The organism is Clostridium sp. OF09-36 (assembly GCF_003481985.1).
Taxonomy (GTDB): Bacteria; Bacillota; Clostridia; order Lachnospirales; family Lachnospiraceae; genus Brotaphodocola.
Genome location: NZ_QUMD01000004.1, coordinates 152,755 through 169,873, shown reverse-complemented (window position 1 = coordinate 169,873; position 17,119 = coordinate 152,755). Strand labels below are relative to the sequence as shown.

At 49.8% G+C, this 17,119-nt stretch carries 19 protein-coding genes and 2 pseudogenes; 6 read left to right on the top strand and 15 right to left on the bottom strand.

What is annotated here, in order from left to right; genetic code table 11:
- Positions 1–79: 79 nt before the first annotated feature.
- Complete coding sequence (locus DXA97_RS20740; RefSeq protein ID WP_243107564.1) at positions 80–589, top strand: hypothetical protein; 510 nt, start codon at positions 80–82, stop codon at positions 587–589.
- A 129-nt stretch (positions 590–718) separates the two neighbouring features.
- On the opposite strand, the gene DXA97_RS05245 is transcribed toward DXA97_RS20740, so the two are convergent.
- Both DXA97_RS05245 and DXA97_RS05240 read right to left on the bottom strand, forming a co-directional pair.
- Positions 719–1,870 (bottom strand): ATP-binding protein, encoded by a 1,152-nt coding sequence (locus DXA97_RS05245; RefSeq protein WP_118718828.1) that lies wholly within the window; start codon positions 1,868–1,870, stop codon positions 719–721.
- Positions 1,867–2,543: pseudogene (locus DXA97_RS05240) on the bottom strand (response regulator transcription factor). Before DXA97_RS05240 ends, DXA97_RS05245 begins: the two are co-directional and overlap by 4 nt.
- Before the next feature lie 147 nt (positions 2,544–2,690).
- Here DXA97_RS05240 and DXA97_RS20045 point away from each other — a divergent pair.
- Genes DXA97_RS20045 through msrB form a run of 4 tightly spaced genes read left to right on the top strand, consistent with a single transcriptional unit; the run spans position 2,691 to position 5,844 of the window.
- Positions 2,691–2,837: a CD1871A family CXXC motif-containing protein gene (locus DXA97_RS20045; RefSeq protein ID WP_170065407.1), complete on the top strand. Its 147-nt coding sequence runs from the start codon at positions 2,691–2,693 to the stop codon at positions 2,835–2,837.
- Between the two features lie 25 nt (positions 2,838–2,862).
- Positions 2,863–3,738, top strand: a complete 876-nt coding sequence (locus DXA97_RS05235) for a 4Fe-4S binding protein (RefSeq protein WP_182436802.1) — start codon at positions 2,863–2,865, stop codon at positions 3,736–3,738.
- Positions 3,735–4,694 carry a TlpA disulfide reductase family protein gene (locus tag DXA97_RS05230; RefSeq protein ID WP_118718826.1) on the top strand — a complete coding sequence of 320 codons (960 nt, stop codon included), beginning with the start codon at positions 3,735–3,737 and terminating at the stop codon, positions 4,692–4,694. The genes DXA97_RS05235 and DXA97_RS05230 overlap by 4 nt, the downstream gene beginning before the upstream one ends.
- 37 nt (positions 4,695–4,731) lie before the next feature.
- Entirely contained in the window at positions 4,732–5,844 is a 1,113-nt protein-coding gene (gene msrB / locus DXA97_RS05225; RefSeq protein ID WP_118718825.1) for a peptide-methionine (R)-S-oxide reductase MsrB, read from the top strand.
- A 79-nt stretch (positions 5,845–5,923) separates the two neighbouring features.
- Here msrB and DXA97_RS05220 read toward each other — a convergent pair whose 3' ends face one another.
- Positions 5,924–6,142 (bottom strand): DUF6061 family protein, encoded by a 219-nt coding sequence (locus DXA97_RS05220; RefSeq protein ID WP_118718824.1) that lies wholly within the window; start codon positions 6,140–6,142, stop codon positions 5,924–5,926.
- A gap of 45 nt (positions 6,143–6,187) precedes the next feature.
- Here DXA97_RS05220 and DXA97_RS05215 point away from each other — a divergent pair, with 45 nt between their 5' ends.
- Positions 6,188–6,343: a hypothetical protein gene (locus tag DXA97_RS05215; protein ID WP_243032155.1), complete on the top strand. Its 156-nt coding sequence runs from the start codon at positions 6,188–6,190 to the stop codon at positions 6,341–6,343.
- Between the two features lie 197 nt (positions 6,344–6,540).
- Here the strand turns inward: DXA97_RS05215 and DXA97_RS05210 are convergent, their stop codons facing one another.
- The 12 genes and pseudogenes from DXA97_RS05210 to DXA97_RS05155 all read right to left on the bottom strand — a co-directional run bounded on the left by DXA97_RS05210 (position 6,541) and on the right by DXA97_RS05155 (position 17,111).
- Positions 6,541–7,347 carry a class I SAM-dependent methyltransferase gene (locus tag DXA97_RS05210; RefSeq protein ID WP_118718823.1) on the bottom strand — a complete coding sequence of 269 codons (807 nt, stop codon included), beginning with the start codon at positions 7,345–7,347 and terminating at the stop codon, positions 6,541–6,543.
- A gap of 23 nt (positions 7,348–7,370) precedes the next feature.
- Positions 7,371–8,186 carry a class I SAM-dependent methyltransferase gene (locus DXA97_RS05205; protein WP_118540123.1) on the bottom strand — a complete coding sequence of 272 codons (816 nt, stop codon included), beginning with the start codon at positions 8,184–8,186 and terminating at the stop codon, positions 7,371–7,373.
- 16 nt (positions 8,187–8,202) lie between these two features.
- A pseudogene (locus DXA97_RS05200) lies at positions 8,203–9,935 on the bottom strand (ABC transporter ATP-binding protein).
- Position 9,936: 1 nt separating this feature from the next.
- The gene (locus DXA97_RS05195) at positions 9,937–11,709 is read right to left on the bottom strand and encodes an ABC transporter ATP-binding protein (protein ID WP_118706483.1); all 1,773 of its coding nucleotides are present in this window, start codon (positions 11,707–11,709) and stop codon (positions 9,937–9,939) included.
- Between the two features lie 110 nt (positions 11,710–11,819).
- Positions 11,820–12,434, bottom strand: a complete 615-nt coding sequence (locus DXA97_RS05190) for a TetR/AcrR family transcriptional regulator (RefSeq protein ID WP_347560292.1) — start codon at positions 12,432–12,434, stop codon at positions 11,820–11,822.
- Positions 12,361–12,600 (bottom strand): hypothetical protein, encoded by a 240-nt coding sequence (locus tag DXA97_RS20040; protein ID WP_182436803.1) that lies wholly within the window; start codon positions 12,598–12,600, stop codon positions 12,361–12,363. The genes DXA97_RS05190 and DXA97_RS20040 overlap by 74 nt, the downstream gene beginning before the upstream one ends.
- 461 nt (positions 12,601–13,061) lie before the next feature.
- Complete coding sequence (gene rpsI / locus DXA97_RS05180) at positions 13,062–13,451, bottom strand: 30S ribosomal protein S9 (protein ID WP_118540145.1); 390 nt, start codon at positions 13,449–13,451, stop codon at positions 13,062–13,064.
- Positions 13,452–13,479: 28 nt separating this feature from the next.
- Positions 13,480–13,914, bottom strand: coding sequence for a 50S ribosomal protein L13 (rplM, locus tag DXA97_RS05175; RefSeq protein ID WP_118533980.1), 435 nt, complete (start codon positions 13,912–13,914; stop codon positions 13,480–13,482).
- Between the two features lie 448 nt (positions 13,915–14,362).
- Positions 14,363–15,130 (bottom strand): tRNA pseudouridine(38-40) synthase TruA, encoded by a 768-nt coding sequence (gene truA, locus DXA97_RS05165; protein ID WP_347561471.1) that lies wholly within the window; start codon positions 15,128–15,130, stop codon positions 14,363–14,365.
- The gene (locus DXA97_RS21935) at positions 15,073–15,309 is read right to left on the bottom strand and encodes a hypothetical protein (RefSeq protein WP_347561470.1); all 237 of its coding nucleotides are present in this window, start codon (positions 15,307–15,309) and stop codon (positions 15,073–15,075) included. Before DXA97_RS21935 ends, truA begins: the two co-directional genes overlap by 58 nt.
- Before the next feature lie 150 nt (positions 15,310–15,459).
- Positions 15,460–16,254 carry an energy-coupling factor transporter transmembrane component T gene (locus tag DXA97_RS05160; protein ID WP_118718820.1) on the bottom strand — a complete coding sequence of 265 codons (795 nt, stop codon included), beginning with the start codon at positions 16,252–16,254 and terminating at the stop codon, positions 15,460–15,462.
- Positions 16,251–17,111: an energy-coupling factor transporter ATPase gene (locus DXA97_RS05155; RefSeq protein WP_118718819.1), complete on the bottom strand. Its 861-nt coding sequence runs from the start codon at positions 17,109–17,111 to the stop codon at positions 16,251–16,253. Before DXA97_RS05155 ends, DXA97_RS05160 begins: the two co-directional genes overlap by 4 nt.
- Positions 17,112–17,119: the final 8 nt, after the last annotated feature.

Here is a 17,119-nt window from a genome sequence, read left to right as displayed (position 1 = left end):
TAATTGCTTGGTTTTTGCAAGTGTAAATTACTCTTTATGTATTTTTATTATGCAAGAAACCAATTACTGCATATACTGTATGAAAACTAGCACAACTGGTATTGTTAGTGCAGATAAAACTGTAGAAGTAAAAATGCCCTTTGCAGCAAGACGAATATTTCCCTCATACTCGCTACACAACATAGATACATTTCCCGCAACAGGAAGCGCACATAATAAAACAGCAATAGACCGAACTTCTTTAAACGGCATCCACAATAAGCATATCATGTATATAAACGGATACAGTAAAAGTCTAAGAACGGAAAATAAAATCAATCTGCTATCGGCTATTTCTCGAAAAGATATATCAGCCAACGTTGAACCTGTAACCATCATTGCGAGCGGTGTTGTAATCTTTCCGACGTTTGCTACAATCTTACTTAGCGTGCTATTTACCGAAATATGGAATACTACAGCCAATGATAAATCCTATGACGCAACCCATGATAACTTAGAGGGTGACACTCACCAAGTTAGCCACCAAGATTCTACGCCGTCAGCAGTTATACTGCTCCTAATGCTTTTTAGATTTTCTTCGCAATCGTAGACAACTCCGAAATAATACTAAGAAGATCATTTTTGCAAGCTCCGTGCGGCAGAATTGGAGCGCGAAAATACGGAGCTACGCGGAAAAGTCCACAGCTATGAAGATGTAATTCAGCGTAATAAAAGGGTTTTAGGGCTTCGTTGATTGTTGCGTTGGCAACCCCACCGCAATGGTAGTGCCCTTCTCCGAACTTTTCTCTACCCAAACGGAGCCGCCGTGGAGGTCGGCGATCTCCCATACCAGTGAGAGCCCCAGTCCTGCGCCACCGTATTCCCGGCTGCGAGACTTGTCCACCCGGAAGAAGGGCTGGAAGATACTGCGCTGATACACCTCCGGGATGCCGCAGCCGGTGTCGGAGACGCGGATCAGGAGCTTTTCCAACTCCTGAGTGACAGAAACCCGTACCGAGCCGCCCGGCCGGTTGTACTTGACAGCATTCTCCGTCAGGTTGAAGATCAGCCGGTAGATCAGTGCATCGCTGCCGGTCATAATGCCGTCGCCCTCCGCCGTCAGCGTGACGCCGCGCTTATCTGAGAGCGGCGCAAGATCTGTGAAGATCTCCTCAATCATGGGAGCGAGCTGGATCCGCTCGTTCCGCGCCACCTGCTGCAGATTGCTCATCTCCAGCAGTGTCTTGGTCATCTGTATCAGCCGTTCCGTCTGCTCACGCAAAAGTGTAAGGAACTCCGCCGTCTCCGGTCGCACGTCAGGATGCTCCGCGGAAAACAGCTCCAACTGCGCCTGCATTAGTGCCAGTGGCGTGCGCAGCTCGTGGGCGGCGTTGCCGGTGAACTGCCGCTGGGCGGAAAAGGCGTTGTTCAGCCGCTCCAGCATCTGGTTGAACGATCGGCTCAGCTGCCGGAACTCCGAAATAGCGTCTTCATCGATCCTCATATCGGCAAGATTGTTCAGCTGCACCTGCTCCACCTGCGAGGTAAAGCTGCGCAGGGGCTTGAGAGCGCGTCCGCTGACGAAATAGGCGAGGATGCCGCTGAGCAGCGTTACCGCCGCCGTGATATACCAGTTGGTGGTGCGGAAGCGCCCCTGCACCCCATCGACGACGATGATCAACTCCTCGTTGGGCGTTATGAGCTGCGGGTCAAAGCGCGCCGCTCCGCCATCATTCAGGATCACCGTGCCGCCGTCTTGTAAACTGTCCGCAATGGTGTCCATATAGTACACACCGGAGGAGCACAGCAGCAAATTCATGGCCACGCAGGTGATGCCGATGAGCAGAACGGACATCAGCGTGATGCGCCACTGCAGGGAAAACCGCTTCATTCCTCCTCGCCTCCCATCAGATAGCCCTCGCCGATGCGGTTGCGGATGGGGTCATAGCCCAGCACGGCGCGGAGCTTTTTGCGCAGGGCGGAGATGTGGACGCGAATGGAATTGCTGAAGCTGTCCACGCTATTGTCCCAAACGTGATCCATCAGCTCCTCCTGACTTACTGGCCTTCCTTGATGTACCATCAGGTATTCCAGGATTCCCGTTTCCTTCCGGGTGAGCGTCAGCGTCTGCCCGTTGACGGTGGCGGTACGGGAGCGGGTGTCAAAGGTCAGGCCTCCGCAGCTTAGCAGCACATCCTGCTGGGTGAACTGCCGCAATGTCAGGCTGCGGATGCGGGCCTCCAGCTCCGCCAAGTGGAAGGGCTTCGCCAGATAGTCGTTCGCCCCGGCATCCAGCCCCTGCACCTTGTCCTCCACTTCGCTGCGGGCAGAGAGGATCAGCACCCGCGTCTCCCGGTCGGTCTGCCGCAGGGTGCGCAGCACCGTCATGCCGTCCTTTTTCGGCAGATTCAGATCAAGAAGCACCAGATCGTATCGTTCCACGCCCAGAAGCGCCAGCGCCTTTTCGCCGTCATAGCAGTAGTCCACGCTATAGGCAGCCGCCGCAGGCTGCGAACGATGGTCTCGCACAGGGCGCGTTCATCTTCAATTACTAAAAGGTGCATGAGAGCCCTCCTTTTTATTTCTTCGTTTTTGTGTTGCTTTCATTATAGCAAAAACAGATAAGGTTTGCGTTAAGTTTTCGTTCTTAACAGAGACTTTAACTCTCCCGCGCTATGATGGGGGCAGAAAATCGGAAAGGGTGATGAAAAATGAGCTACGGGAAAAAGGCCGCGGCGCAGATCGTGCTGCTGATGGCCGGAGCCGCCATGCTGTGCTTTGGTGTCTGGCGGGGCGAGGCGGCGACAGTGCTGAGCAAAGCAATCAAATTATGTCTGGAGTGTGTGGGCATTGGGTAAAAAGTTTTCAGGCGTTTCACAGACCATGTCCCGCTTCCGGGGCTGGATTCAGGCGGGGGCGACGCTGCTGACCAACCTGCATCTGCCGAACTTTCTCAAGGGCGGACTGTATCAGGGCACGGGGAAGACCGTCTGCGTGCCGGGACTGAACTGCTATTCCTGCCCGGCAGCCTCCGGTGCCTGCCCCATTGGGGCGTTTCAGGCAGTGGTGGGGTCTTCCAAGTTCAGCTTCTCCTACTATATCACAGGCTTTCTCATTTTGCTGGGAGTCCTGCTGGGACGCTTTATCTGCGGCTTTCTATGCCCCTTCGGCTGGTTTCAGGAGCTGCTGCACAAAATCCCCACGAAGAAGCTTTCCACAAAAAGGCTGAAGCCGCTGACATACCTGAAATACGCTGTCCTGCTGGTGATGGTTTTCCTGCTACCGGCGTTCCTTGTGAACGATGTGGGCATGGGAGACCCCTTCTTCTGCAAGTACCTCTGCCCCCAGGGCGTGCTGGAGGGGGCCATCCCGCTGTCCCTTGCCAATTCCGGCATCCGGGCGGCGCTGGGCAAGCTGTTTACATGGAAATTCAGCATCCTGCTGTCGGTGATTGCGCTGAGCGTACTGTTCTACCGACCGTTCTGCAAGTGGCTTTGCCCGCTTGGCGCGTTCTATGCGCTGTTCAACCGGGTGTCCCTCTTCCAGATAAAGGTGGACAAGAGTAAGTGCGTCTCCTGTGGGAAATGTGCCAGAGCCTGCAAGATGGATGTGGATGTGACGAAAACGCCCAACCATACCGAGTGCATCCGCTGCGGAATGTGCATCCGCGCCTGTCCGACGAACGCCGTGTGCTTTCGTTACGGCTTCGGAAACGGGAAAGAAACAACAAAGAAAACAACGATGGAGGAATCAAAATGAACAGGAAGAGAATTTTTGCACTGGCTTTTGCCGTGCTGATGGTGCTGGCCTTGGCGGCCTGCGGCACGAAGAACAATGACAAGATGGGCGACATGAGCGGCAACGGCTCCGCCATGACTGGCGAGCCGAAAAACGCCGAGGAGGCGCTCGCCCTGCACAAGGAGCTGCTGGATCGGGAGAACGCGATCCTGTCGGAAAATACCGAGCTGTGGGAAAATGTCTTTGTGGAGGCTGACAAGGGCATGGCCATGATCGAGGACGGGAAAAACTACGGCGACTTCCTGCTGGATACCGTCGAGGCCGCTAAAGAGCAGTTCACCAACAAGGAGTATGAGTGGCTGAAGGAGTCAGCCACGGAGATCAGCAATATTGAAAACAGGCTGACCGAGTTGGAAGAGAAGTATCCCGAGCTCATGCAGAAATCCATGGACGGCGATATGAGCATGCCCGCGGGCAGCGACACGAACAACCCTCCCGACGACGGCAGTATGCAGAAGTTCCCCGCCTTTGAAGGGAAAGATCTGGACGGCAACACGGTGAAGAGCGACGAGCTGTTCTCCGCCAACGCCGTCACCGTGGTAAATTTCTGGTTCACCACCTGCAATCCCTGCGTAGGCGAGCTTTCCGAGCTGGATGCGCTGAACAAGAAACTGGCGGAGAAGGGCGGCTCCCTCATCGGCGTCAACACCTTCACGCTGGACGGCGACGAAACGGCAATTTCCGAGGCGAAGGATGTGCTTGCCAAGAAGGGCGCCACCTATCAGAATGTGTATTTTGACTCCGACGGTGAGGCAGGAAAGTTTACCACCAGCATCTTTGCCTATCCCACCACCTATGTGGTCGACCGCAGCGGCAATATCGTGGGTGAACCCATCGTAGGCGCCATCACGGAAAAGAAGCAGGCGGAGACGCTGCAAAAACTCATCGACCAGGCTCTTGCCGCCGATATGGGCTGACAAACGAATTTATCTTCTCAGAAAGGAGGGATACACCATGTATCGGAGAGTATTGCCGCTTCTGCTCACCGCGGTACTGCTGTTGAGCGGCTGCGCCGCCGGGCAGAAAAATATGCCGCAGAAAACGGACGAGAAGGAAATGACCGGACAGCCCTCTGATATGTCCGGTGAAGGAAGCATGTATATGGATACCACGGAAAATGTCATATATCTGGCGGGCGGCTGCTTCTGGGGCATGGAACAGCTGATGCAGTCCATCCCCGGCGTCATCGATGCCGAGAGCGGCTATGCCAACGGCACATGCGAGGCGGACGCCGATTACAAGACCGTCTGCAAAGGGAACACCGGCTTCCGGGAGACCGTGCGGGTGGAATATGACCCCGGGCAGGTGAGTCTCGACGCCCTGCTGCTGGCCTACTTCTATGTGATCGACCCCACGGTGGAGAACCGGCAGGGCAACGACCGGGGCAGCCAGTATCAAACCGGTGTCTATTACACCAACGAAAGCGCGAAGGAAACGGTCGAGCGCATCGCGGAGATCGAGCGGGGACGCAGTGAAAAGTTCTTCGTGGAGATAGGTCCACTCAAGAACTATTACCCCGCCGAGGAGTACCACCAGAACTACCTCGAAAAGAACCCGAACGGCTACTGCCACATCCCGCGCGCGGAGATGGAGCTGTTTTCCCGGCTGCGCATCGATCCGGGCGACTATCAGAAGCCCGCGGTGGAATCCATCCGGGACAAGCTGACGGCGGAGCAGTACCGTGTTACGCAGGAGAGCGGCACAGAGCGCGCTTTCACAGGCGAGTTCTGGGATAAGTTTGAAAAGGGCATCTATGTGGATGTCGTCACCGGCGAGCCGCTCTTTTCCTCCACGGATAAGTATGAGATCGGCTGCGGCTGGCCGGCTTTCACAAAGCCCATTGAAGAGCCTGCCGTGGTGGAACTGGAGGACCTGAGCCACGGCATGCGCCGTACAGAGGTCAGAAGCCGTGCCGGAGATTCTCACCTTGGTCATGTGTTCACCGGCGATCCGGAGTCCCCCAATGGCGTGCGCTACTGCATCAACAGTGCGGCCCTGCGCTTTGTGCCTTACGCAAAGATGAAAGCAGAGGGTTACGGATATCTTCTGTATCTGTTTGAGGAATGAGTTCGCATAATACAATGATATAATAAGCAGCGGCCCAATCATTATGAACCGGGCCGCTGTCGTTTATGCTCATGTCGGTTTATTCAAACAGGACGTTCAGCTTGCTGTTCAGAATCAGATCGGCATAAGCAAGCGGGTCGTTGTCGATCAGATAATCCAGCTCTGACCACTTGAAGCGGTTATCGGCAACTTCGTTTTCAACGGCGGTGACGTCAATGGAAATCCGGCTTCCATCGTCAAAAACCAGTTCTACGCTGGCTGTGTCGATGTTGAATTGACAGAAAATAAGTTTACTCATAGTCATATCTCCACGATGTTTTTTAGGTGAATCAGGTGGTCAATTTTGTCTGATGATTGGCGGGAATCTGGATACACAGCCGAGCAGATTGCCAGTGCAATGTCCACCGACATCAACCTGGTTGCGCTGAAGGTGGCGCACCTGGCAACACTTGGCTATAATCTGCGCGCACTGGAACATAAGAGCAACTTTTTGAAATAACGTACCTTCGAGGAGCCTGGATTGGCTCCTCTTTTTGTTGCAAATTGTGCAGGCGGCGCTTGCATAATTATCAGCCTAACATCTGCATGTGGTAGAGCTTCACTTTTTCCTCGAACGGCAGTCCCGGATCTGTTTGTTGTAAAATAAAAATGTAGTTGCAAAAAGGACTTGCAAAAATTATTTTGTGTTAAAAAATCTTAGGTTTTTAAACAAATCATCTTTACCATCTTGAATTGATCAGAAACTGCCATACTGACCTTTGTGGATAGCTTTAAACTGTTTTTAGGGATGTAACGATAGTATGGTTCCTCCGTAATCACTTTCACATTATCCCCGATTTTTGCTGCCAGTTCTTCCGCGGAATCCACATAAAAGAACATCTGTGCATCGGCATGGCCGACCTGTTTCATATATTTTTTCTTCATCATGGTCATGCCTCTTTTGTTCACTGTATCAAAAACAACTTCCATATTTCCAAATTGCCCAATCATACGCAGAAGGGCAATGACCTTATGTTCCTCAAAATAATGAAATAATCCGCCTGCAGTAACGAGAATAGGAGCATCAAGTACATCATTGCGAACTTTTTTGATCCAATCCTTTGCAAAGGCATCACCGGAAATATATAATTCCCTCTCTGGTTCGGGAAGAAGATCTCGCCGGTATTCGATCACATGCGGCAGATCCACGGCATACCAGTGTGTCTTTCCGTTATCACATCGGTGATAAGTTGTCTCCAGACCACAGCCCAGCTGGACAATCACACCGTCCGGTCTGCGTTCCAGAAAAGCCCGAATAATCCGATCCATATTAGCAGACCGGGAAGCAGAGGCCAAAAGGGTATACTGGTTCTGCATATTCTGTTCAATCAAGTCTAACGGCAGCCTATTTTTCAATTCCAATGCCTTTTTATCATATAAAATTTGTGGGCAATGCTCAGCAGCATAAATTCTTCCCAGCATAGGGACAAACAGGGTATCCTCCACGACTCCTAACTTGGACATAGCCAAACCTCCTGTTTGATACATTACTTTCTGCCGACAAGCAGCCGGGAAGACCCCAGCATCATCATGGCAGCCCGACGGTGGGAGCCAAAAGCTTCCTGTGCAGTGTCAACGAGTCGTACTTCCTCATACCCCATATCTCGCAGTTTCTGCGCAAAACCTTCCATGTCACCGTACATCTTTGGTTTCATATCATCGTTGAGTGCAAAGACGCCGCCTTTTTTCAATACCCGCAGGCTTTCCAGCAGCAGTTTCTGCATATCAGCACCCATAACATTGTGATAGACATAGTTGCTGATGACTACATCAAAACTCTCATCAGGAAAATCCAACTGCTTCGCATCACCGTGCTGAAATACACAGCGGGAAGCCACGCCCTCCCTGGCAGCATTCTTCTCGCAGAGTGCTTTGCTGTAATTATACACAGCGCCCCAGTAATCAACACCAATCACTTTTGCTTTCGGCCATGTCAGAGCTGAACGGATTGTCAATGCTCCGGAGCCGCAGCCTACTTCCAGAATCTTCCCCTCACCGTCATAGTCCAGGTGAGAGAGAACGACTCGATGAACCTGTTCCATAATTCCGCCACCGCCAAAGGCATACTGCCGCCTGATCCATGTGATCCAGATCAGAAAAACCAAAATTGCGATTGTGATAACAGTAAACAGAACACCAAGAACAGCGACATGTAATACATAAAAAGAGAGGACAGCCAGCACAGCGGCCAAAACTCCGATTCCGCCAATGATGTAAAAGACAGGGTTGGACATCCAGCTTCCATAGTCTTCTCCGTGGGTGCCAAGTCGGATATTTTCCTGCTTACCATGGTTCTTGTTCATTACATTTCCTCCTTCTTTACGCAAGTTTCCAATTCTGGCTTTCTGTCTGCAGTTTTACCATATGGGCATATACACCATTCTTTTCTTCCAGATCCTTTGGTGATCCTTCTTCTGCACGGTGCCATCAGAAAGGACAACAATTTTATCTGCTCCTGCTACGGTACGCATCCTGTGGGCGATGACCAGAACCGTTTTATCTGCGATCAGACGGGAAAGGGCTGTCTGTATCAGAGTTTCATTCTCCACATCCAGGGAAGCAGTAGCTTCATCTAAAAGAATGATCGGCGCATTTTTCAGAAATGCACGGGCAATAGAGATACGCTGGCGCTCTCCGCCGGAAAGTTCACAGCCATTTTCCCCGATCTTGGTATTCCATCCATCCGGCAGTTTTTCCGCAAATTCATCCACATTGGCAAGTTTCGCAGCAGCAATGACCTGTTCATCTGTGGCGTCTTTGTTTCCGATTCGGATATTTTCCAGAATCGTATTGTCAAACAGTGTAACATCCTGGAATACGATGGAATACAGAGAAAGCAGTGTTTCCGGGTCAATTCGGGATACATCCATGCCTCCCACGGTAATCTTTCCTCTGTTAATATCCCAGAACCTTGCTGCAAGCCGGGATACGGTTGTTTTTCCGCCGCCAGATGGGCCGACCAAAGCCGTAACCTCTCCCTGTTTTGCCGTAAAGGAAACATCTTTCAATACGGTTTCTCCGGTATTGTAGGCAAACCCAACATGGTCAAAGACAATATCATACCCCTGATTGGAAAGCCTGTCGCTGCCCTGCTGGATCGGATGATCGAGAACTTCATTCATACGGGCAATGTTGGTTCGTGTACTGATGACTGCCGCAAGATTCTGGAGTGCGCCCTGCAGAGGGTCATATAAACGGGATACTACCAGAAGGAACATAAAGAATGTAAGCACGGAGAGGCTTCCTTGCATGAGCAGAACAGCTCCCACCAGCGCAACCGTTGCAATACCAAGCTTCAGCACCAGTGACGCGGAAACCACAAAAGCAGCAAGACCAAATTCATTGAGGATGGAACGATGCTCCACGGCACGAATCTTCTTTTCCAGACCTTTTAAATATGCTTGCTCCGCATTGTTTGCTTTTAGGTCACGAACTGTTTCAATGCACTCCTGTATCCCGTCTGCACAGGCCATCTTCACATCCATGGCTTTCTGATTCAGATTTTCCTGAATTTTTGCGGAAAATCCCACAATCGCAAAGGCAACCGGCAGAACCCATAAGGCAGCCAGCGCCATTCTCCAGTCCGTAAAGAACAGACCAACGGAAATCAGGATCGTAGAAATGATTGAACCTGCAAGCTCAGGGATAAAATGTGAAAAACTCTGCTCTAGGAAGGTACAGTCCGCCATAATCGTACTGGTAAGATCGGCTAAATCCTTTTTCCCGAAAAAGGAAAGGGGGATTTTGCGCAGATGCTCTGCCAGAGTAATGCGGCGGATACCGCTTTCTTTGTAAGTGGCAAAATAGGTCGCATTATATTGAAAGAAAGTGGTCAGCAGAATCAGGCCGATACACACCACGCAGCCTGCCACATAAAATGGAATTTTCCCACCGGGAACACCTCCGTTCATCAGATCGCTGACCATGTAATATAAAAGACCTACCGGAAACATCAAAGACAGATTCTGAAGGACACAGGCCAGGCAGCCTTTGATCAGGTCTTTTGCTCCCTGTTCAGACAGGGCATATTTTTTCTGCAGTTTTTTGATCATATCACTGCACCTCCTTTGTTACCTTCCATTGCACGGAAGTCTGGTAATTTTTCCACATACGGCTGAAAATGCCGTCTTTTGCAAGCAATTCACGGCTGTTGCCGCACTCGGCAACCTGTCCGTTGCAAATGACAAAAATCTGATCCACATTTGTTACGGTAGAAAGCCTGTGGGCAATCATAATCACGGTCTTTCCCTCGGAAAGTCTTGAGAAAGCAGCCTGTACGCGGCTTTCGTTATCCGGGTCAGCAAAGGCAGTGGCTTCATCCAGAATGATGATCGGTGCATTTTTCAGCATTACACGGGCAATGGCAATTCGCTGCTGCTCGCCGCCGGAAAGATAGACACCCTTTGTACCGATAACCGTATCCACACCCTGTGGGAGTTTTTCCAGAATATCATCGCACTGTGCGTGATGAAGAGCAGTCAGAACTTCCTCACGGGTAGCTTCCGGTTTCCCCATACGCACATTTTCCAGAATGGACGCCTTGATCAGACGGCTGTTCTGAAATACGAAAGACACCGTATTCATGAGTTCCTCCTTCGGGATGTCTTTCACATTGACACCACCTATTGTTACCATTCCGCTCTGGGGATCAAAGAATCGGGAAATCAGGTTGGCAAGGGTTGTTTTACCACCGCCGGACGGGCCGACAAAAGCTACGGTTCGTCCTTCAGGAATGGTCAGTGAAATATCTTTTAATACTTCTTTTTCTCCATCATAGCTGAAATGAACCGATTTCAGTTCCACGGAAGCGTTTTGCGGATGCATTGGGTGTTTGGTTTCCTCCAGAGGCTTCAAATGCAAAACGCTGTCAATTCTCTGTAAAGCGTCATCTACGATCATGGCATTTTCACTTTGGAACATGATGCGTGTCAGTGTAACAGAAATAACCGGCGTAATAATGATATAGAAAATGAGATCCAGTAAGAAACCGGAAGTCACACCGTCTTGTGTCAGCAACAGTCCTCCGGCGATCAGTGTGGCAAAAACTCCGTTGATCGCAGCTGTATAGAACATCATCGGTGTCCGAAGCTGCTTGGTATAGGCGATCACCCATACTTTATAGCGGTCAATGGAGTCTTTAAACTTCTTAAAGGAAAAGATCGTCTGACCAAAGGTTTTTACCACCGGAATACCGCGGACATACTCTACCGCTTCATTGGACATATCATCCAGCGCATTCTGGTATTCTTTCATCTTTTCCTGCATCTGCTTTCCGGTCATTGCCATCATAATCAGAAAGCCCAGCACAACCGGAACAAGGCTCAACAGTCCCAGTCTCCAGTCAAACACGAACAACAGCACCAAAAGACCGCAGGGGGTTGCAATGGCATTGGCTCTGTCGGGAAGCTGATGAGCGAGATAGGTTTCGGTGGCTGCACTGGATTCGTTGACGATTTTGCGCAATTTTCCGCTGCCAAAACTCTCGGCAAATCCAAGAGGAAGCTTAACAATATGCTCCATGGTCTGGATACGCAGGTTTGTGGCAATACGAAATGCCCCTAAATGGGAACACATAAGCCCGGCTATGTAGACAAGCACCGCCAGGACAGCAAACAATACTGCCATCCAGCCATTGCCAGTCAGGTTCTGTGCCTGGCCAAAATCTGGTGCCACCTCCAGTACTTCCTTGATCATTTTCCAGATGTAATAGAATGGCACCAGAGCAATCAGGGCACTGATGGCAGAAAGCACCCAGGAAGCATAGGTCAGGTACTTATGGCTGCCTGCAATTTCCAGCAGACGTGATAAATTGGATTGTTTTTTCAAAAAAATTCCTCCTTTTCTTTGTGTTTATGATAAAGAGAACACGTCTATGTTCTTACAATATCCAAATTTAGGTTAGTTACAGCTAACTTACAAACAAAAATTATAAGGCATTACTGCCCCATAATTTTCATCCATCCCGCTGTATAAAAGGCGCGCATTTCTCTGACGTAGTTTTCGGCATCTTTGATCGGCATTTCGTGGATGATCAATTCAAAAAAAGTATGAAACATTCCGGTGATCAGAATATGCTCCAGCGAAGGATCGATATGCGGAGAGGGCCGTCCAAGCTTTCTTAAGACATCCTGATAGGCATGCGTCCCATCTATCTCAATCTCCACCATTTCATCAATTAGCCCGGCAAATTTTGTCCCTTCCGAACAGCAGAGGATCAGTTTACATTCCTCTAAATGTTCGTACGCATAATAGAGAATATCGTACATGCAGATTCCCGAAATATCACTCATGACTTCCGGCTGCTGGGCAGCTGGTAGTTCGGCGAACTCCTGCTGTGCCTTTATAAAACGGTTACGAATATATTCATAATGTTCACCAACGATGGCTTCAAAAAGTTCTTCTTTGCTTTTGTAATATCCGTAAAAGGCTCCGGTAGTCATTCCCACGGATTTCACAATATTCCGCAGGGAAGCGTCTTTATATCCTTTTTCTAAAAATTCTGCTTTCGCTGCCCGTTGGATATTTTCTAAAGTCGTTCCATTTCCGTTTATTTTGCACACCTCCTATATAACACTGATATATAACGCTGTTATAGTTATAATCTCTAAAAATTATTTTGTCAAGAGCAACAAGAAATAGTTGCATAAAAATAGCAATCTCTTTGAATTCCGGGAGAACACCGCATTGTTCCATACCTGCATTTCCATACTGATTCACCTTCTGAACGACCCCCTCGCGTTTCGTTAGGGGACCTCTGCAATGGCGCTTCACTGCGGCGTAGGGATTCACATACCCCAACGCTTTCGCCACATCGCTTGCACAGAAGAAGGTCTTGCCCGCCTCCTGCTCAAATTTGTCTCGCCGGATTTCGGGCGAAAAAAATAGAGCCTCAACCCATTCTCGTTTTCAAAGAATGAGCCAAGGCTCTATGTAAATCAGTCAAGTATGTGTTCGTCCGTTGACGGCAAAATTGGACTTCATTTGCTCCTATTGTCCACCAGTAATTTAACCCATAAGATGTCAAAATGGGCTTGTCCACCAGTAATTTGACCACTATAAACCCATAAATTTCCGTTCAAATTCCATCAAAACCGAACAGTCCAGACAGAATTTTGGGTATAGAAAAAGCCCGGAAAATGGCGTATTTCCGGGCTTTTTTAGCATTATTAAACTGTAGATTATCGCTTGCTGAACTGCGGAGCACGACGTGCTGCTTTGAGACCGTATTTCTTTCTCTCTTTCATACGCGGATCTCTGGTCAGGAAGCCTGCTTTTTTCAGAACCGGTCTGAAATCAGCGTCTGCCTGAAGCAGTGCTCTGGAGATACCGTGACGGATTGCACCAGCCTGGCCGGTGAAGCCGCCGCCGCGAACGTTAACCAGAACGTCGAACTTGTCAACGGTCTCGGTTGCTACTAACGGCTGACGAACAACTACCTTTAAGGTCTCAAGACCAAGATACTCGTCGATGTCTCTCTTGTTGATGGTGATTTTACCGGTACCTGGTACCAGATATACTCTTGCGATAGATTTTTTTCTTCTACCTGTTCCGTAATATTTATTTGCCATGATAACTTCCTCCTTTCAGTACCTTTCCTTAGAATTTGATTTCCAGAGCTTCCGGCTTCTGAGCTGCCTGCTCATGATCCGGTCCTGCATATACATGAAGCTTGGTCATCATGCTTCTTCCTAAAGGTCCCTTCGGAAGCATACCCTTAACAGCAAGCTCGATCACACGCTCCGGCTTCTTAGCCATCATCTCACGCAGAGTAGTCTCTTTCATACCACCTACGTAATCAGAGTGATGATAGTAGATCTTCTGATCTAACTTCTTACCGGTTACTTTGATCTGATCTGCATTAACAACGATCACATAATCGCCGCAGTCGATGTGCGGGGTGTAGATCGGTTTATTTTTACCTCTTAATACTTTTGCTACTTCTGAAGCCAAACGTCCTAAAGTACATCCGGCAGCATCTACTACATACCATTTTCTCTCAATCGTCGCTGGACTAGCCATAAAACTCTTCATTGGTTAACCTCCTGTTAAACTATCTGTTCCTAACGGTCACTTACCGCAATTGTTTTGAAATGTATAGTAAAATGCCTATTCCGGGGCTTTGGCCTAAGCATTTCCACCTAACGTCACAGTTGTATATTATATTATATCCACTGTTTCATGTCAAGCGCTTTTTCCTTGATTTTACGTGATTTTGAAGGGTTTTCCACAGTTTTTTCAATTTTGCGGTGTGTTATCCACAAGCGGAAGGGCAGTTACCCACCGCAGAGCAGTTTCCTTTGCTGATGTTTCTTCTTCCTGTGCTCTATTTCCAGAGGCTTTGCACATTTCGCACAATCTGGACGTTCCCCGCTGTTCCGAACCAATTTCCGCAGCGCATCTGCCTCTTCTGGTGTGAACGGGTCTTCAGCCTTCTGTTCTGTCTCTTCCAGCACATAACGCCCATGAACATCCCCGGCCTTTAACCGGTCCGTTTTTCCAGATCAGTCACATAAACCTTCTCAGCCCCATTCTGGAACGCATGATGGATATTTCTCCGGAGGATTCCATCCAGTTCTTCCTCCACGCAGCGGGTGAGCACGAAAAAGGCTGTCTTCTCATCTTTTATATGGGACTGCAGAATATCATACTTCCAGTATTTGTTCTCCCGGTGATGCCAGTCCGGCAGTTCTTTCTGATATTCCATGCTGACCAGGGTCAGTCCTCTCGCCGGTGCCGTGCGTCCTGCTGCCTGGCGATCTCTTGCATCCAGAATTTCTTCCATGTGCTCCGGCGGGTACGCGCCCATGCCAACTTCCAGAAGGGTTCCCGCAATGATGCGCACCATATTATAGAGAAAACCGCTTCCGCTGATGCGAATGGTGATCATGTCATCCTGCTTTGTGATATCAAGACTGTAGATGGTCCGCACGGTCTCCTCCGCCTGGGTCCGTACAGTGCAGAAGCTCTTAAAATCATGCTCTCCCACCAGATATGCTGCTGCCTCTCTCATTTTGTCAAGATCCAGGTTAAAATAGCAGAAATGGGCATACAGACGCTCCAACGGCATGGAAATCTTCCGATTCAGTACCTTATATTCGTAGGTTTTGATACAGTTAGCCTTTCTGGGATGCCAGTCCGCCGGGACCTCTTCCGAACGCTGCACCCGAATATCCTCCGGCAAACGCTGGTTTAAGGCAAAACAGATCTTATCGGCCGGCATGCGGTTTTCCGTATCAAAAACCGCCACATTTCCACGGGCATGTACGCCGGAATCCGTACGCTTGCGCCGATAACAGAAATGGATTCTTTTAAAAGAGCAGTCAGTTCCCGGTTCAGCACTTCTTCTATGGTGATGCCGTTTGGCTGAAGCTGCCAGCCGCGGTAGGCAGTCCCGTCATAGGCTACCACCATTCTCACTCGTTTCATCAATGTTATCCTCCCAAAGCATCCCGGCCTAAGATTTCATGATATGCGAAAATCTGCCTGGCAAATTTTCCTGCCGGATGCGCAAGTCAAAAATTGCTTCCCGGTCATCATGACAGGAAGCAATTTACAGTTACATTTTATTTTATCATCCTACGCACGAAGCAGGATCACGATCATCAGGTAGATCACATACACCAGATATCCCACATGATCACGCTTGGCGTATTTGAGCGGTTTCATCTTGGTACGGCCCTCGCCGCCATGATAACAGCGTGCCTCCATAGCCATGGCAAGGTCCGTTGCACGGCGGAACGCAGAGATAAACAGCGGCACCAGAAGCGGCACCATGCTCTTTGCCTTCTGGAGCAGGTTTCCGCTCTCAAAATCAGCGCCTCTTGCCATCTGCGCCTTCATGATCTTGTCGGTCTCTTCTACCAGAATCGGGATGAACCGCAGTGCAATGGACATCATCATGGATACCTCATGTACCGGCACACCTGCCTTATTTAAGAAACCCAGGCTCTTTTCCAGGCCATCCGTCAGTTCATTCGGCGTGGTTGTCAGCGTCATGACTGAGGAACCGATCACCAGATAGATCAGTCGCAGGGCCATAAAGCCTGCGGTACGGATGCCTTCCTGGGTAATCTTAAAGATACCAAACTGAACGACCGGTGTTCCCGGCGTCAGAAACAGGTTAAAGCTCACACTGATCAGAAGTAAAAATAAAATTGCCTTTAAGCCTCGCACCATGAAAGAAAACGGTACCTTTGACATGCGGATGGCCATGACCAGAAACAGAGTGGCCGCCACATAGCAGGCAATGCTGTTTGCAAAAAACAAAGAAACAATGAACACCAGCGTTCCAAACAGCTTCGCCCTCGGATCCATGCGATGCAGCACAGAATCCACCGGATAGTATTGTCCTAATGTAATATCGCGAATCATGGTCTTTCATCCTTCCCGAGCAGATGCAGGATCGCATCCCTTGCCTCTGTCACTGTGGTAATATCGTCTGCGATCGGCACGCCATGCTCCTTTAAGCCATGTACAATGTAGGTGATCTGAGGGGCGGCCAGTCCCATGGCCTCCAGCTCCCTGTAATGGCGGAACACTTCCTTCGGCGGCGCGTCAAATATCTTTTCACCATGGTTCATCACCATGATCCGGTCCGCATAGCGGGCAATATCCTCCATGCTGTGAGATACCAGCACAATGGTCATATGATGTTCCCGATGCAATGCGGAAATTTCATCCAGGATCTCATCACGGCCCTTCGGATCCAGACCTGCAGTCGGCTCATCCAGGATCAGTACCTCCGGATGCATGGCCAGCACCCCGGCAATGGCAACTCTCCGCTTCTGACCGCCGGATAATTCAAACGGTGACTGCTGCCAGAGTTTTTCATCAAGTCCAACCTGGATCAATGCTTCCCTGGCCCGGGCCTCTACTTCTTCTTTTGAGAGACCCTGATTCTTCGGACCAAAGCATACGTCCGAAAAGACATCCACCTCAAACAGCTGATGCTCCGGATACTGGAATACCAGCCCTACCTTACTGCGCAGAGCCTTCATGTCATAGCCATCCTGGTAGATATTTTCTCCATTATAATAGATTGCGCCGCTGCTGGCACGCAAAAGCCCGTTCAGATGCTGGATCAGCGTGGACTTTCCGGATCCGGTATGACCGATCAGCCCGATAAACTGTCCATCTTCGATCTCAAAGCTGACATCCTTTAAGGCATACTGCTCAAAGGCTGTTCCTTCGCCATATATATGATTCAAATGTTCTGCCCTGATCGACATATATGCCT